Origin of the sequence: Aurantiacibacter atlanticus, assembly GCF_001077815.2 — a bacterium.
In the GTDB taxonomy this organism is placed as follows: domain Bacteria; phylum Pseudomonadota; class Alphaproteobacteria; order Sphingomonadales; family Sphingomonadaceae; genus Alteraurantiacibacter; species Alteraurantiacibacter atlanticus.
Window position 1 is genome coordinate 800,249 of the sequence record NZ_CP011310.1, and the last position, 13,923, is coordinate 814,171.

The 13,923-nt window shown below is 57.5% G+C and carries 14 protein-coding genes and 1 pseudogene; 6 read left to right on the top strand and 9 right to left on the bottom strand.

The features are described 5' to 3' along the window. Nucleotides 1–124 precede the first annotated feature (124 nt). From CP97_RS03900 to cysD, 7 genes and pseudogenes are all read right to left on the bottom strand, one after another. Nucleotides 125–370, bottom strand: coding sequence for a hypothetical protein (locus CP97_RS03900; RefSeq protein ID WP_149036412.1), 246 nt, complete (start codon nucleotides 368–370; stop codon nucleotides 125–127). A gap of 87 nt (nucleotides 371–457) precedes the next feature. Next, a pseudogene (locus CP97_RS16730) lies at nucleotides 458–1,254 on the bottom strand (IS5 family transposase). Nucleotides 1,255–1,327: 73 nt separating this feature from the next. After that, on the bottom strand, nucleotides 1,328–1,819 hold the full coding sequence (locus CP97_RS03915; RefSeq protein ID WP_048884358.1) for a hypothetical protein: 492 nt from the start codon (nucleotides 1,817–1,819) through the stop codon (nucleotides 1,328–1,330). An 81-nt stretch (nucleotides 1,820–1,900) separates the two neighbouring features. After that, the gene (locus CP97_RS03920; RefSeq protein WP_063612351.1) at nucleotides 1,901–2,707 is read right to left on the bottom strand and encodes a hypothetical protein; all 807 of its coding nucleotides are present in this window, start codon (nucleotides 2,705–2,707) and stop codon (nucleotides 1,901–1,903) included. 134 nt (nucleotides 2,708–2,841) lie between these two features. Further along, complete coding sequence (locus CP97_RS03925) at nucleotides 2,842–3,573, bottom strand: 3'(2'),5'-bisphosphate nucleotidase CysQ (RefSeq protein ID WP_048884876.1); 732 nt, start codon at nucleotides 3,571–3,573, stop codon at nucleotides 2,842–2,844. A gap of 11 nt (nucleotides 3,574–3,584) precedes the next feature. Then, nucleotides 3,585–5,510: a sulfate adenylyltransferase subunit CysN gene (gene cysN, locus CP97_RS03930; protein WP_048884877.1), complete on the bottom strand. Its 1,926-nt coding sequence runs from the start codon at nucleotides 5,508–5,510 to the stop codon at nucleotides 3,585–3,587. After that, on the bottom strand, nucleotides 5,510–6,442 hold the full coding sequence (gene cysD / locus CP97_RS03935) for a sulfate adenylyltransferase subunit CysD (RefSeq protein WP_048884878.1): 933 nt from the start codon (nucleotides 6,440–6,442) through the stop codon (nucleotides 5,510–5,512). Before cysD ends, cysN begins: the two co-directional genes overlap by 1 nt. Before the next feature lie 74 nt (nucleotides 6,443–6,516). Here cysD and CP97_RS03940 point away from each other — a divergent pair, with 74 nt between their 5' ends. Then, nucleotides 6,517–7,599, top strand: a complete 1,083-nt coding sequence (locus CP97_RS03940) for a helix-turn-helix transcriptional regulator (protein WP_048884879.1) — start codon at nucleotides 6,517–6,519, stop codon at nucleotides 7,597–7,599. A 3-nt stretch (nucleotides 7,600–7,602) separates the two neighbouring features. On the opposite strand, the gene CP97_RS03945 is transcribed toward CP97_RS03940, so the two are convergent. Further along, nucleotides 7,603–8,409 carry a class I mannose-6-phosphate isomerase gene (locus tag CP97_RS03945; protein ID WP_048884880.1) on the bottom strand — a complete coding sequence of 269 codons (807 nt, stop codon included), beginning with the start codon at nucleotides 8,407–8,409 and terminating at the stop codon, nucleotides 7,603–7,605. A 246-nt stretch (nucleotides 8,410–8,655) separates the two neighbouring features. Between CP97_RS03945 and CP97_RS03950 the strand changes: the two genes are divergently transcribed. The 5 genes from CP97_RS03950 to CP97_RS03970 all read left to right on the top strand — a co-directional run bounded on the left by CP97_RS03950 (nucleotide 8,656) and on the right by CP97_RS03970 (nucleotide 13,467). Next, a complete protein-coding gene (locus CP97_RS03950; protein ID WP_048884881.1) occupies nucleotides 8,656–9,657 on the top strand; it encodes a hypothetical protein in 1,002 nt (333 codons plus the stop codon). A 158-nt stretch (nucleotides 9,658–9,815) separates the two neighbouring features. Beyond that, entirely contained in the window at nucleotides 9,816–11,762 is a 1,947-nt protein-coding gene (gene ftsH, locus CP97_RS03955) for an ATP-dependent zinc metalloprotease FtsH (RefSeq protein WP_048884882.1), read from the top strand. After that, nucleotides 11,759–12,025, top strand: coding sequence for a hypothetical protein (locus CP97_RS03960; protein ID WP_063612352.1), 267 nt, complete (start codon nucleotides 11,759–11,761; stop codon nucleotides 12,023–12,025). The genes ftsH and CP97_RS03960 overlap by 4 nt, the downstream gene beginning before the upstream one ends. A 41-nt stretch (nucleotides 12,026–12,066) precedes the next feature. Further along, complete coding sequence (locus CP97_RS03965; protein ID WP_048886701.1) at nucleotides 12,067–12,342, top strand: hypothetical protein; 276 nt, start codon at nucleotides 12,067–12,069, stop codon at nucleotides 12,340–12,342. Between the two features lie 324 nt (nucleotides 12,343–12,666). Then, nucleotides 12,667–13,467 carry a sterol desaturase family protein gene (locus CP97_RS03970; protein WP_048884884.1) on the top strand — a complete coding sequence of 267 codons (801 nt, stop codon included), beginning with the start codon at nucleotides 12,667–12,669 and terminating at the stop codon, nucleotides 13,465–13,467. A 70-nt stretch (nucleotides 13,468–13,537) separates the two neighbouring features. Here the strand turns inward: CP97_RS03970 and rpoZ are convergent, their stop codons facing one another. Next, nucleotides 13,538–13,882, bottom strand: coding sequence for a DNA-directed RNA polymerase subunit omega (gene rpoZ / locus CP97_RS03975; protein WP_048884885.1), 345 nt, complete (start codon nucleotides 13,880–13,882; stop codon nucleotides 13,538–13,540). Nucleotides 13,883–13,923: the final 41 nt, after the last annotated feature.

Below are 13,923 nucleotides of genomic sequence, written 5' to 3' on the forward strand. Positions count from 1 at the left end.
AGCCGGGTCAGGGGTTGAATCCAGAGTTTCCGCCCAGAAGCATAAGTCCGCATCGGGTAAATTCTCTGAGAAATACCCTGCAGATCCTGAGTTTTTTCAATAGAATAGCAGCAAACCGCAGCTGTCATGCGGAGCTGGGATCGAGCTTTGCTTCCAGTTTCCTGACAAGAAATAGCGGAACGATTACGGAAAGCGCTATGCCCAGTAAGGAGCTGACACCCAGCCAGATCGCCATCAGCGAACCGCCCGCCTGATACATTGCATAAAAGACGGGTGCCGCCAGTATAAGTCCGCGGATTTCATTAAGTGCTAACAGCACAGCAGCTGACTTGAGCACAAGGCGAAGCAGGGTAAGGCGACGGTGTGTCATGCCTCCTGTATCGCGCAAAATGGTAAACATTGACTTAGGAAGGGAAGGATCGGTGTACTCCGGTCGTTTTCATATCCCCCCGGCTATTTAGGCTTCGTGGACAAAGGGTATCCAGAGTTTGACTGAAGCAAGCGCAACGAAGCCGAGGTAGGATTCCTTGGTCTTGTCGTATCGGGTTGCGATCCTTCGCCAGTTCTTGAGCTTGTTGAACAGCCGCTCGATCTGATTGCGCCACCTGTATTTCGCACGATCGTGCGGGGCGGGATTGCGCCGGTTGGTTTTGGCCGGGATGACAGCTTCGACGCCTGCCGCCTCGATCTCATCGCGGATCGCATCGGCATCGTAGCCCCGGTCTGCCAGGAAAGCCTCGATCCGGTCGGTTATCAAGCGGAACAGCGGAGCAAAGCCCTGCACATCGTGCGCCTGTCCGGGTGTCAGCACGAAGCCGAGCGGTAGCCCTCTGGCGTCGCATCTTGCGTGGAGCTTGGTGGAAAAGCCGCCTCGCGATCGGCCAAGCGCCTCTCTTTGCTGAGTCCCCTTTTTATGCCGACTGCACAATGATGTGCCCGGACAACCGTGCTGTCGATCATGTCGGCGGAAGTGTCCCGGCCCGCCAGCTCGGCCAGTGTCTCGAGCATGGCATCAAACACTCCGGTCGCAACCCATCGTCGATAGCGTCTGAACACGCTGTTCCACTTGCCATACTCGTCGGGAAGATGCCGCCACTGAGCCCCGGTCCGCGCGATCCACATCATGCCCTCGAAGTAGGGCCGGTTATGCTGCGCCGGGCGACAGCCACGACCGCGTTCCGGCGGCAGCAGCGGCTCGATTAATTCCCACTCTTCATCCGTAACGCCAATCCGTTCGCCCAAGACTGCCTCCAAAAGATAGTCTTGAATCAGCGGATGAGTTACGCGTCAAGGATTGCTCTTCGTTCCTGCCGCTCGACAGCGACGTCTACATCTCCGTGTTCGATATTGTCGTCTGGATATCTTGCGGTTTCGGAATGTCGGAACCCGGGGTCTTATAAACGGTCAACTCGCCGTTTTCCCAAAGGCCGACCTCGACAGCCTTGGCTGACGGATCGACGAGCAGATAGAATGCGTCGCTACCCCCCTCATTATCCTTGTTGCCCGACGTGAAGAAAACTTCGCCATCGCGTTGCAAGGGGGCGGCTGTGTCGCTGTTCTGCATCAGCACGTTCAGCTTGTCTCCCAGAAGGTTCCTGAGTTGCGGCGCTATCGGGCTTTCGTCGTAAAATTTGCTATCCACGGGATGTTGACCGACATATTCGCTGAGTGATGACCAATCGCCATTGCTCTCGCCCGCAGCCGGTGCCGACCGATTCTGAGCTTGTTCCGCGCCATTTGAAGATGCCGTTTGATCGGTTGACTGCCCGCATGCTGCCAGCGCCGCCGAAAAAGCTATCAGCAAATATGCTCCACGCACTCGATTGTCTCCACAGAAATTAATTGTTCAATTCCCTCACTTACCAACAGATGGCTGGTATGCAACCTTTGTCCACGAAACCTAGACGACTGCACCGCCAGTCTGTTCCAGCAATCGCTTTAGCTGTCCGTCACAAAGCCCTGCCGTGCGCGTATCCACCGCCACGAAGACGCGCCCTTTTTGAAGCTGTTCCTCCAGGTGGTTGGCCGCATATTTTCCTACGTCGGCATCGGAAAGCATGGTTGCCATGGCAGCGCCCGTCGCGCCGATAATTCCGCTGGCCGTCGCCACAGATGAATAGGCGGACGCCAATACGGCGCCAGCCGCTGTCACCGGCCCAACGCCTGGCAGCACGAGTATGGCAATGCCAAGCGCCGCACCTGCAAGTCCGCCCCCCGACACCCCTGCCAAAACTCTGCTAACGCTATGCCCTTCGACACGGTCAAGCTCCTTTTCGACAAATTGGCCAGTGCGCCACAATATCGAAATGCTCTCCTGAGCGAGTCCGGCAGCCAAGAGTTCAGTCGTGGCCTTTTCGGCATCTTTGAGCGAGGTGTAGATGGCTGTGATGGTAAATGCGCGGTCGCGCTTTTCCCGCTTGCAAGCCTCCGCAAATACGCGCGCAAATGTGCTGCGATCCTGCGATGTCTTGAAAATGGCTCTGACACCGGATGTATGGCGCAGCTTCACGACGCTCGGCGATGGATCGCAGCGGTGATAGGTCCGCAAGAGCTGTTCCAGCGTCGAAGGTGACAATTGCCTGTCTGTCGCGCGATTGATCCATTCAATGCGATCGGGATGTGGGTGTTCGGCAGGCAAATAGTTTAGCGCAAGCAGATCCTCTGCTTTCACTACGTAAAAATAAGTAGGTGTTTTCCCGTTATCCACATCGCTCTATTGCCGCTTTGGGACAATCAATCCAATGCTAGAAACAGGACCTAACCATTTTGGGACAATTTGGATGTGATGCCAGCTATACTAAGTGGGTATTCCAAGCATAAAATTACCGCGCCTTTTTATGGTCAACCCATTGCTCGAAGCTTTTCAAAAATGGCCGCAGCGTGTTCCCGTCGGCAAATCAGCAGATCGGGCAGATAGGTGTCACGCTGGTTGTAGATAAGCGGGGAGCCGTCAATGCGGCTGATGTGCAGCCCGTGTGCGGCGGCAACGGCGGCAGGGGCGCAGCTATCCCATTCAAACTGGCCGCCGGAATGCAGATAGATATCCGCTTCACCGCGGATAATGGCCATGGCTTTGGCGCCTGCGCTCCCCATGGGGACGAGTTCGGCGTCCAGCGCCTCTGCAACCGCAACGGCCTCGCCGGCGGGGCGGGTGCGGCTGACGACCATGCGCAGCTTTTCCGGCGCTTCTGGCAGAGTGAGCGGCTGATCGGTGCGTAGAACCATATCGAGGCCGGGCAGGGCTACCGCGCCTATTTTGGGCCTGCCATCGATGGCGAGCGCGACATGCACTGCCCAGTCCCCACGGTGTTCCCCATATTCGCGGGTGCCGTCCACTGGATCAACGATCCATACGCGGCTCTTGTCCAATCGGTCTTCGGTGTCTTTGCTCTCTTCCGACAGCAGGCCGTCATCAGGGCGCAGATGGCGCAAGGCATGGACGAGGAATTGGTTGGCGGTTTCGTCGCCCGCCTTTCCCAGCGCCTTGCCTTCGAAAACGCCCGCGGCACGCACTTCAAGTAGAATGCGTCCGGCACAGCTGGCCAGATGGGCTGCGAGTTCGGCGTCTGTCATAGGGTGATCACTCATTTGAGAGGCAGGATCTGGCTTACGATATAGTCGGCTGCCTCTTCAGGCGTCATCGCAACCGTATTGACGGTGATTTCCGGCTCCTGCGGTGGTTCATACGGGCTGTCGATACCGGTAAAGTTCTTAAGCTTGCCCTCACGCGCCTTCTTATAGAGGCCCTTTACATCGCGTTTCTCGGCAACTTCCAATGGGGTGTCGACGAAAATCTCGATGAATTCGTGATCGGCGAGCATTTCCCGCACCATTTGCCGTTCAGCACGGAAGGGGCTGATGAAGGCTGTCAACACGATTAACCCAGCATCGGTCATCAAACGCGCCACTTCTCCGATACGGCGAATATTTTCAATCCGGTCGGTTTCGGTAAAGCCCAAATCCTTGTTGAGGCCGTGGCGCACATTGTCGCCATCGAGCAGGAAGGTGTGGCGGTTCATCAGCGCCAGCTTCTTTTCAACCTCATTTGCAATGGTGGATTTGCCGCTGCCCGATAGGCCGGTGAACCACAAGACGCGCGGTGTCTGGTTTTTCATGTCGGCATGGTGCTGACGGGTGATGTCGGTTGGCTGCCAATGCACGTTCTGGCTGCGGCGCAGGCTGAAATTGAGCATTCCGGCAGCAACGGTGGCATTGGTGATCTTGTCGATAAGGATAAATCCGCCAAGCGTGCGGTTCTCATCATAGGATTCGAACACCAGGGGCTTGTCGGCAAACACTTCTGCCACGCCAATATCGTTCAGGGTCAGCGATTTTGCCGCCAACCTGTCCATCGTGTTTACATCAACGCGGTATTTGGGCGGCTGCACGGTGGCCGATACGGTTTGCGTGCCCAGTTTTAGCCAATAAGCGCGCCCGACATGCAGGTCCTCGTCATTGAGCCAGACGATAGTCGATTCGAACTGATCGGCGGTTTCGGGCGGATCACCTGCCGTGCACAACACATCGCCGCGCGAACAATCAATCTCATCCTCGAGGGTCACGGTGACGGATTGCCCGGCAACCGCCTCGTCCAGATCGCCATTGTAGGTGACGATGGATTTGACCGCGCTGGTTTTGCCCGAAGGCAGCACACGCACTGCGTCACCTGGATGAATGGATCCGGTGGAGATCAGACCGGAGAAGCCGCGGAAATCGAGGTTGGGGCGGTTGACCCACTGCACCGGCATACGGAACGGCTTTTGCGCTGCAACCGTGGAAAGCACCTCTACGTTTTCGAGATGTTCGATAAGGCTTGGCCCTTCATACCAAAGGGTATTTTCGCTCGGCGCGGTGGTGATGTTGTCGCCCTTGAACCCGCTGATGGGGAGCGCGGTAAAATTCTCAATGCCAATTTCCTGTGCGAAGGCGGCATAATCGGCCACAATGGAATCAAATGTGTCCTGACTATATTCGACAAGATCCATCTTGTTGACCGCCAGCACGATATTCTTGATGCCGATGAGGTGGCACAGATAGGAATGGCGGCGCGTCTGGACCAGCACGCCCTTGCGCGCATCAACCAGGATCACCGCGAGATCGGCAGTTGATGCACCGGTCACCATATTGCGCGTATATTGTTCGTGCCCCGGACAATCGGCTACGATGAACTTGCGTTTTTCGGTGTTGAAGAAGCGATAGGCAACGTCGATCGTGATGCCCTGTTCGCGTTCTGCAGCCAAACCGTCCACCAATAAGGCAAAATCGATTTCCTGCCCCTGTGTGCCGACCTTCTTGCTGTCGGATTGCAGCGCATCCAGCTGGTCTTCGAAGATCATCTTGGAATCGTACAGCAGCCGCCCGATCAGGGTCGACTTGCCATCATCCACGCTGCCACAAGTGATGAAGCGCAGCATGGTCTTGTGCTGGTGGGTATCGAGATAGCTGTCGATATCCTCTGCGATAAGCGCTTCGGTGCGGTACACCGGATCGGGGCTTACTGTGTCGGCCATCAGAAATAGCCCTCCTGTTTTTTCTTCTCCATGCCGGCGCCGCCCGCATCCTTGTCTATCACGCGGCCCTGCCGCTCTGATGTCGTGGTGAGCAGAGTTTCCTGAATCACTTCGGACAGGGTCGATGCTTCGCTTTCCACCGCACCTGTCAGCGGGAAGCATCCCAGCGTGCGGAAACGCACAGATCGTTCGGTAATTTCGGGAAGCTTGCCCAGCACCTTTTCCAGACGCTCTGGATCATCGGCCATGAACAGGCCGCCTTCCCAGATATAGGTCGGGCGTTTTGCAGCAAAATAGAGCGGGACGATCTCAATTTCTTCAAGCTGGATATATTGCCAAACATCGAGCTCGGTCCAGTTTGAGATGGGGAACACGCGGATGCTTTCACCCTTGCGCTTCTTGGCATTGAACAGGTTCCACAATTCGGGTCGCTGGCTTTTGGGATCCCAGCCGTGGCTGGCGGTGCGGAAGGAAAAAATGCGCTCTTTCGCGCGGCTTTTTTCCTCGTCACGCCGTGCGCCGCCAAAGGCTGCATCAAAACCGTGGAGGTTGAGCGCCTGCTTCAGCCCTTCGGTCTTCCACATGTCGGTGTGGAGGGGGCCATGGTCAAACGGATTGATATCGCGTTCTTCCGCCTCCGGGTTCTGATAGACGAGCAGTTCCATGCCAGCCTTTTCCGCCATCTTGTCGCGCAGATCATACATCGCCTTGAACTTCCATGTCGTATCGACATGCATCAGCGGAAATGGCGGCGGCGACGGATAGAAAGCCTTGCGCGCCAGATGCAGCATTACTGCTGAGTCCTTGCCCACCGAATACAGCATCACGGGCTTCTCCGCCTCTGCCGCAACTTCACGCATGATATGAATCGCCTCGGCCTCAAGCCGCTGGAGATGGGTTAGGGGTGCAGTCACGAATCGGGTCCTTGCCATTATCCAATTGTCTTGCGGTCTAGCGACTGTTCAAATTCGTGGACCTCCCAGATGGGAGGTGGTAAGAAACCGCCATGCGCGTTCCCAATCTTGGCGAAACGGACCTGTTGGTGCCCTTGCATGAAGGCATGTTCGAGGAGCCCATGTGGTACACATTTCTTTCGCGCCTGCGCCATGTGGCCGGTGCTGATTGCGCCGCTATCGTGCTGCGCACTGCGCAGGGTAATGAAATGGTGCGACTGGCCTCGGCTGGCGGAGATTGGCCGCACGGGCTGGACGCACTTTTCACTCAGTCGCCTGATGGCGAGAATGCCGTGCGTCAGGCAATGCGCGAAGGGCGCGTATATTCGCGTAGTGAATTGGCACAGGAAGCTCCATTAGCCGGGCTTGCTGCGGACAGCGATGTGCCGGCCCTGCGCGCCATGCGACTGGGGATCGATCGCGGGATTGATGCAGTGCTGCTATTGGCGGGGACCAATCCGCTCGGCCCCGATATCGCCAGTCTGATGAGTGCGATCGCGCCCCATTTCAAGGTCGCACTGCGTGTATTGGGGGCAATGGAGCGCGAGCGTGTGCATTCTGAAATGAGCGCACAGGCCTTTGCCCGGATCAATTTCGGGTGGATTTCTCTCAACGACAAATGCGGCATCGTCGATGTCGATCCGCAGGCCGGACGTCTGCTCCAGCAATCAGGGGCGCTGCGGCGCGGCACCTATGACCGACTCACCCCGGCAGATGCGGCGGTGGACCGGCAGTTGACAGCGCTGGTGCGTGAATTTGCGGCCAATCCGAAAGCGCGCCCGCGCGCCATTAATCTCAGCCATGACCCATGGATCGACATTCTTGTCGCCCCTCTGCGGATCAGGGCGCTATCGGGTGGCAGCGATGCGGTGGCCGTGGTCTATATCCGCGGCGATCGGTCATCCTCCGCAGACCGGGCCGAGCAGCTGGTAGATCTGTTTGATCTCACCCCCAGCGAGGCGCGGCTGGCATGGTCGATGGCGCAGGGTCTCTCTATCGCTGAGGCCGCGCAAGAACACGGCCTGACAATCGAGACGGCGCGCAATTATTCCAAGAAGATCTATGGCAAGACCGGAGCACGCGGACAGGTGGACCTCGTGCGCCACGTGCTCACCGGGGTATTGGCACTGGCTTGAAAATCAGCCGGTCAATGGACGGGTGACGAGTGCCTTGCCGTCCGGCGCGAAGGTGACATTGGCAAGGCTTGAAGAATAGGCGCAGTGCCCAGGTGAAATTATATCGCCCAAAACAATCACTTCGCCCGCAAGCGGCATGACGAGCAGCCCATCGGCATAGCTGTATAGCAATGCCTCGTCTGCCACGCCGTCAACCAGATCGAGCGTGAAGTGTGGCCCATCAACCAGGCAGGCGTGGCCTGTATCGGGGATGCGCTGGCGCAGCTGGGGGGGGTGGGGTGATCCTTTTGCAATTGCGACGCCTTCATCAAGATGCAGTTCTCTTGGCCGTCCGTAATCATAAAGGCGGTAGGTGACATCGCTGTTCTGCTGGATTTCAATAATTGCACAACCCTCGCCAATCGCATGCACCGTATTGGCAGGGATGTAGAAAAAATCGCCCGCCTGCACCTCATACCACATCAACAGGTCTTCAATCGATCCGTCGATGGCGGCTGCGCGCATGGTTTCTGCATCCACTTCATTGCGAAAACCGACGCCAAGCATTGCGCCCGTTTCTGCCGCGACCACCAGCCAGCACTCTTCCTTCCCATTGCGGCCCAGCCCTGCCGCCTCGGCCTGCACATCGTCAGGGTGGCACTGAACCGAAAGCCGATCACTGGTGAAGAGATATTTGACGAGCAATTGGGGAAGCTGTTCGGGCGGTTCGAACCAGATTTCGCCAATGCGTTTGCCTTTGGGCGCGATAAATGGCGCGGGCAGGGTCTCGCATCCCCAGACCTTTTCTACCGTGCGGGTGCGCAGTTTCATGCAAAAAACCTGTATTTCTTCTGATATTGGCGATGGCGTTCAATGAGGCGTCGACGTTCAGACTGCGTGGGTCAAGGGCTTATCTCTTGGCCATATATGCCTCAGATTTGCATTGTGTGAACGTCGGGAAACCGGATTGGCGATGAGTGCTTCGATAATTTGGGAGAAAGCGATGCAAAATCCACATTCGGGCAACAAGGCCTGCAGCGCTTTGTATTTCCGGGACGTGCCGGTTAGGCCAGCGCGATGACTGACGCTGCAAAGATAGCGGGCGATCCGCATTGGCTTCCCCATGCACTCGACATGGCAGGCAGACGCATGCAATTCCTGCGTATCGGGCGCGAAGCATTGACCGCGTCCGGCTTCCTTGCCGATCTGACTCAGGAAACATGCGAGGACGAGGCATGGCTGCCCTTCGACACGGTGCGCGCCATGGAACCTGCGACAGGGCCGCTCCATTTCATCTTTCACAGTGCATTCTGCCGCTCGACCCTGCTGGTTCGTGCCATGAATGTTCAAGGCGTATCTATTGGCCTGGCAGAGCCAGGCATTATCGCGCAGCTGGCAGGCGCGGGCGATCCGGCAAAAGGCCTGGTCAAACCCGTATGCGACCTTCTTTCACGTCCCTGGAGTGATGGTAGGGCGGTTTTCGTCAAACCTACCAATCACGCCAATATGCTGATCCCTCATCTCTTGTCTGCACGCCCGGATGCAAGGGCGATATTGATGACCAATCCGCTGAGCAGCTTTCTGCGCTCAGTCGACAGGCGCGCCCTGATGGGGCGGCGATGGGGGCGCCAGCTTTATCTGGAAATCATGGGCTATGCGGGAATGGATATCGGCATGGACGCGCGCGAACAATTCAGCATGACTGATCTGCAGGCAGCTGGTCTTGCATGGTTCCTTTCGCAGCGATTCTTTACGATGCTGCTGGCAGGCCGGGAGGGCGCGCGCTTACGCAGTCTTGATGGGGACCGCTTTGATCTGGACCGCGCTGACACGATAAAAGCCGTGCTGGATTTTTCCGGACTATCTAGTGATGCGGTGCAAATTGAACGGATTGTCGATGGCCCCCTGTTCCGCCGCCACGCCAAGCTGGGCGGCGAATTTGCAATGGAAAGCCTGACAGAGCGGTCCCCGTCATACGCGCAGGAATGTGAGCAGGTGAGCCAGTGGATCGGCATGATTGCGCAGCAGGCGGACGTGGAGATACCGCTGCGGCAGACCCTGTCGGTAAGGTCCCGTTAGCTCCATTCGAGACTGACGCAGGGCCGATATGCGTTGTTGCTGCTGAAAGGTTTCGTTCTGCCGCTGCCTGAATAGGCCCCGTCTTAAACGCTTGGCTGCATTATCTTGTCATTCATCGCCCTGCGCTTACATTGGGATCACGAAAGGACCTTCCTGCAATGAGCGACAATCGCGAACCCGAAGAACAGCCCAACCCCTGGATGAAAAGCCTGCTGGTGTGGGGCGGTATCTTCCTTGCCCTGCTGCTGGCCGTGTCGATGTTCGGCGGAGCGCGGGAAGCGCCCGGCACACCGATCCTTTATTCCGATTTCAAGGACAAGGTTGCGGAGGGCAGCGTGCGTGAAGTCACTATCGCGCCCAATCTCATCACCGGCGTGCTGGGCAATGACGAGCGGTTTTCCACGACGCCTGTGCCGGGTGATGCGCGGCTGACCGAACAGCTTGAAGCTGCCGATGTGCAATTCACCGGCACGCCTGCCGATGAAGGCAATGTGCTCCTTTATATCCTAATTCAGACGCTCCCCTTCTTGCTGATCCTCGGCATCGCGTTTTTCGCGCTACGTCAGGTTCAAAAAGGTGGTGGCAGCGGGGCGATGGGGTTTGGCAAGTCCAAAGCCAAGTTGCTCACTGAAAAGCAGGGCCGCGTCACATTTGAAGATGTCGCCGGTATTGATGAAGCGCGCGAGGAATTGCAGGAGATCGTCGAATTCCTGAAAGATCCGCAACGCTTCTCCAAGCTTGGCGGCCAGATCCCCAAGGGCGCGCTGCTGGTTGGTTCTCCCGGTACAGGTAAAACGCTGCTGGCCCGCGCCATTGCGGGTGAGGCACGCGTGCCTTTCTTCACAATTTCAGGTTCGGACTTTGTCGAAATGTTCGTCGGTGTCGGCGCCAGCCGTGTGCGCGACATGTTCGAGCAGGCCAAGAAGAATGCGCCCTGCATCGTATTCATCGACGAAATTGACGCGGTGGGCCGCCATCGAGGCAATGGCATCGGCAATTCCAATGATGAGCGTGAGCAGACATTGAACCAATTGCTGGTGGAAATGGATGGTTTCGAAGCCAATGAAGGCATCATCATCATCGCTGCCACCAACCGCCCTGATGTGCTGGACCCGGCGCTGCTGCGCCCTGGCCGCTTTGATCGCCAGGTTGTTGTGCCGATCCCCGATATCGACGGGCGCGAGAAGATTCTCGATGTGCATATGAAGAAGGTACCGCTGGCCCCGGACGTGAATCCGCGCACGATTGCGCGTGGAACACCGGGCTTTTCCGGCGCTGACCTCGCCAATCTCGTCAACGAAGCTGCCTTGCTGGCCGCGCGCCGCAATAAGCGCCTTGTCGCCATGCAGGAATTCGAGGACGCCAAGGACAAGGTCATGATGGGCACAGAGCGCAAGTCCATGGTGATGACCGATGACGAAAAGAAGATGACGGCCTATCACGAGGCGGGCCATGCGCTGGTCAGCATTAACGAGCCTGCATCGGATCCGATTCACAAGGCAACCATCATTCCGCGTGGTCGTGCGCTGGGCATGGTAATGCGCCTACCCGAGCGCGACAATTATTCATACCATCGGGACAAGATGCACGCGAATTTGGCAGTGTCCATGGGTGGCCGTGTGGCTGAAGAAATCATCTTCGGCCATGACAAGGTATCGTCGGGTGCATCGAGTGATATTCAGTATGCGACCGATCTTGCCCGCAACATGGTCACCAAATGGGGCATGTCGGACAAGCTTGGCCCGCTCCAGTATGAAGCGAGCCAGGAAGGCTATCTCGGCATGGGTCAGACCACGCGGACGATGGCCGGTGCAGAAACGAATAAGCTGATCGACTCTGAGATCAAGGATCTTGTCGAAAGCGGGTTGAAGCGTGCAACCGATGTCCTGACTGAGCAGGAGGACAAGCTCCACCTGCTCGCGCAGGCTATGCTCGAATATGAAACGCTGTCGGGTGACGAGATCACACAACTGATGGAAAACGGCAAGATTGACCGGCCTGATGCGCCCAGCGGGCAGGCGGCCGTGCAGCCAACGCATGGCTCTTCCATTCCCAAGGCCGGCAAGCGCTTTGGCGGCAGCGGTGAGGCGCCGCAGGGCGCTTGAAGCCGGAGCCGCCGCCACGTGCCATTCGCGATTTTGCACAGCGAGCACTGTTACTGATGGCGCTGGGCGAATGGTTGCTGAAATGGGTAGGTATTGCTTTCGTCCTGATGGCTCCACTCATCTGGTTGCTCAACCGCCAGCGAAGCTCCGACGTATTGACCGAGCTGGCGCTCGGCCTGCTGGTATGGACGGCAATGTTTGCCGCGTGGAAACTTACAACGGCATTCCTGCGTTGGTGGATATTGGGCGCATCTGGAAATTGATGTTGCAGGCGCCTGTCGTCGGCAATGAGGATCATTTGACCATGAAACGCAATGCAATGTTCACCGCTGTGCTCCCGCTCGCCATCATGGCCGCCGGATGTTCCGAGAATACACAGAACAATGCCGAACTGGCAGCCGAGCGCGCCGCCGCCGACGCAGCCGACAATGCAGAAGTCTTGGGCGAGGAGCTGCGCAAGGGCGCTATCGTCGCTGCAGACAAGGCGAGCGAAGGTGCCGCCAGTCTTCGGGATGACCTGACAGAGGGTGAAGCTTCGGATACCGATCCTTCAGATGGCCAGCTGGACGGGACCGATTAGCCGGCCCTACGGATGACAGTGCGCCCAGCAGCCACATGAAGAGTATCGATATAGGGATGAGCATCCAGCTGAATTTGTAGCCATTGCCCTGCAATTCAGCCAATTTTCCGGCTATTCGGGACGCGGTTTTTCTCCTTGATTTTGCTTCAAGGACGCGTGCCCACAATCCGTCTGTTGCTGCCGTACCAAGCCCGTCGGTTAAATCGGTCACGCCTCGTCCCGATAAGTATAAGGAGCTGTATCTTTGCGTGCTACCCATCTGCAAACGGCGACGGGAAGATGGCGCATCTTGTGATGTGCGCCTGCCCAATCCACATATGAAGAATGGTAGCCAGCAGCGACACCAGCGCCTTTATCGGCCTTGCAATCATAGTGTCCGGATTTGCTTTGCTCGCCGGGCTGGAACTGATCAGGCCAGTGCGCCTTGCGAGCCAGCCTAAAGGACGGCGCTGGTTCACCAACCTTGCGCTGTTTGCCGTGGATACATTGTCGGTCAGGTTCCTGCTGCCGATCGCGATGGTCGGTATGGCGATCAAGGCCGAGCAAGAGGGGTGGGGCCTGTTCAATGCGGTGGCTGCGCCCGGCTGGCTCGCCTTTGCAATTACCCTGCTTGCCCTCGATCTGGCACTTTATGTGCAACATTGGGCAACGCACCGCGTGCCACTTCTCTGGCGATTGCACCGCGTCCACCATGTTGATCGCGATTTCGACGTAACCACGGCTGCCCGTTTCCATCCGGTGGAAATAGTCGCTTCTATGGCCTGGAAAGTCGCCGTGGTCGCTGCATTGGGTGCGCCTGTCGCTGCGGTGGCGATATTTGAAGTAGGGTTTGCGATCTTCACCTTATGGACCCACGCCAATATCTCGCTGCCGCCCGCGCTCGACCTGGCCGTGCGCAAGATTATCGTGACACCTGACATGCACCGCATCCACCATTCGGTGCTGATGCGCGAGACCAATAGCAATTACGGGACGGTATTGTCCGGCTGGGATCGCCTGTTCAGAACCTATCGCGCAATGCCCCGCGATCGTCAGCGCAACATGGCGATTGGTCTCGGCCAATGGCAGGATGATCGACCTGCTCAGCTGGCTTTCAGCCTGTGGCTACCTTTCGCGCGCAAATAGCCACCCTAAAAGCAAAGGGGCCGCACCTTGCCGTGCGGCCCCTTTTGGCTTGGGAAAAGGTGAAATGACCTTACCCGTCGTAATCGGCACCGATCGATGTAGAGCGGCTGGGTGCGGCGGCGGAAAGGCGCATGGCCTCTGCCGACTGGCTCAGCGAACCGACATCATCTGCCTCGTCCTCTTCATCGGGAAGAATGGTCTGGAGCGATTGCACCAGCGATTCCTGCAACTGTTTGGGCTTTACCGTCTGTTCGGCAATTTCGCGCAGCGCAACAACGGGGTTCTTATCCCGGTCGCGATCCAGCGTAATTTCCGCACCGCCAGAAATTTCGCGCGCACGCTGGGCAGCCAGCAGCACAAGGTCAAAACGGTTTGAGACTTTGTCGACGCAATCTTCGACGGTAACGCGCGCCATGGGCACTCCGATGGGTATGAGGTTGTCGGAAAGAGTTGCAA

Excerpts from the sequence above, each read along its gene's own strand:
- CP97_RS03945 (WP_048884880.1), bottom strand. The coding sequence starts at position 8,409 with ATGAAACTGCGCACCCGCACGGTAGAAAAGGTCTGGGGATGCGAGACC.
- rpoZ (WP_048884885.1), bottom strand. The coding sequence starts at position 13,882 with ATGGCGCGCGTTACCGTCGAAGATTGCGTCGACAAAGTCTCAAACCGT.
- cysD (WP_048884878.1), bottom strand. The coding sequence starts at position 6,442 with ATGGCAAGGACCCGATTCGTGACTGCACCCCTAACCCATCTCCAGCGG.
- CP97_RS03940 (WP_048884879.1), top strand. The coding sequence starts at position 6,517 with ATGCGCGTTCCCAATCTTGGCGAAACGGACCTGTTGGTGCCCTTGCAT.
- CP97_RS03900 (WP_149036412.1), bottom strand. The coding sequence starts at position 370 with ATGACACACCGTCGCCTTACCCTGCTTCGCCTTGTGCTCAAGTCAGCT.
- CP97_RS03925 (WP_048884876.1), bottom strand. The coding sequence starts at position 3,573 with ATGACAGACGCCGAACTCGCAGCCCATCTGGCCAGCTGTGCCGGACGC.
- cysN (WP_048884877.1), bottom strand. The coding sequence starts at position 5,510 with ATGGCCGACACAGTAAGCCCCGATCCGGTGTACCGCACCGAAGCGCTT.
- CP97_RS03950 (WP_048884881.1), top strand. The coding sequence starts at position 8,656 with ATGACTGACGCTGCAAAGATAGCGGGCGATCCGCATTGGCTTCCCCAT.
- CP97_RS03965 (WP_048886701.1), top strand. The coding sequence starts at position 12,067 with ATGAAACGCAATGCAATGTTCACCGCTGTGCTCCCGCTCGCCATCATG.
- CP97_RS03970 (WP_048884884.1), top strand. The coding sequence starts at position 12,667 with ATGGTAGCCAGCAGCGACACCAGCGCCTTTATCGGCCTTGCAATCATA.
- ftsH (WP_048884882.1), top strand. The coding sequence starts at position 9,816 with ATGAGCGACAATCGCGAACCCGAAGAACAGCCCAACCCCTGGATGAAA.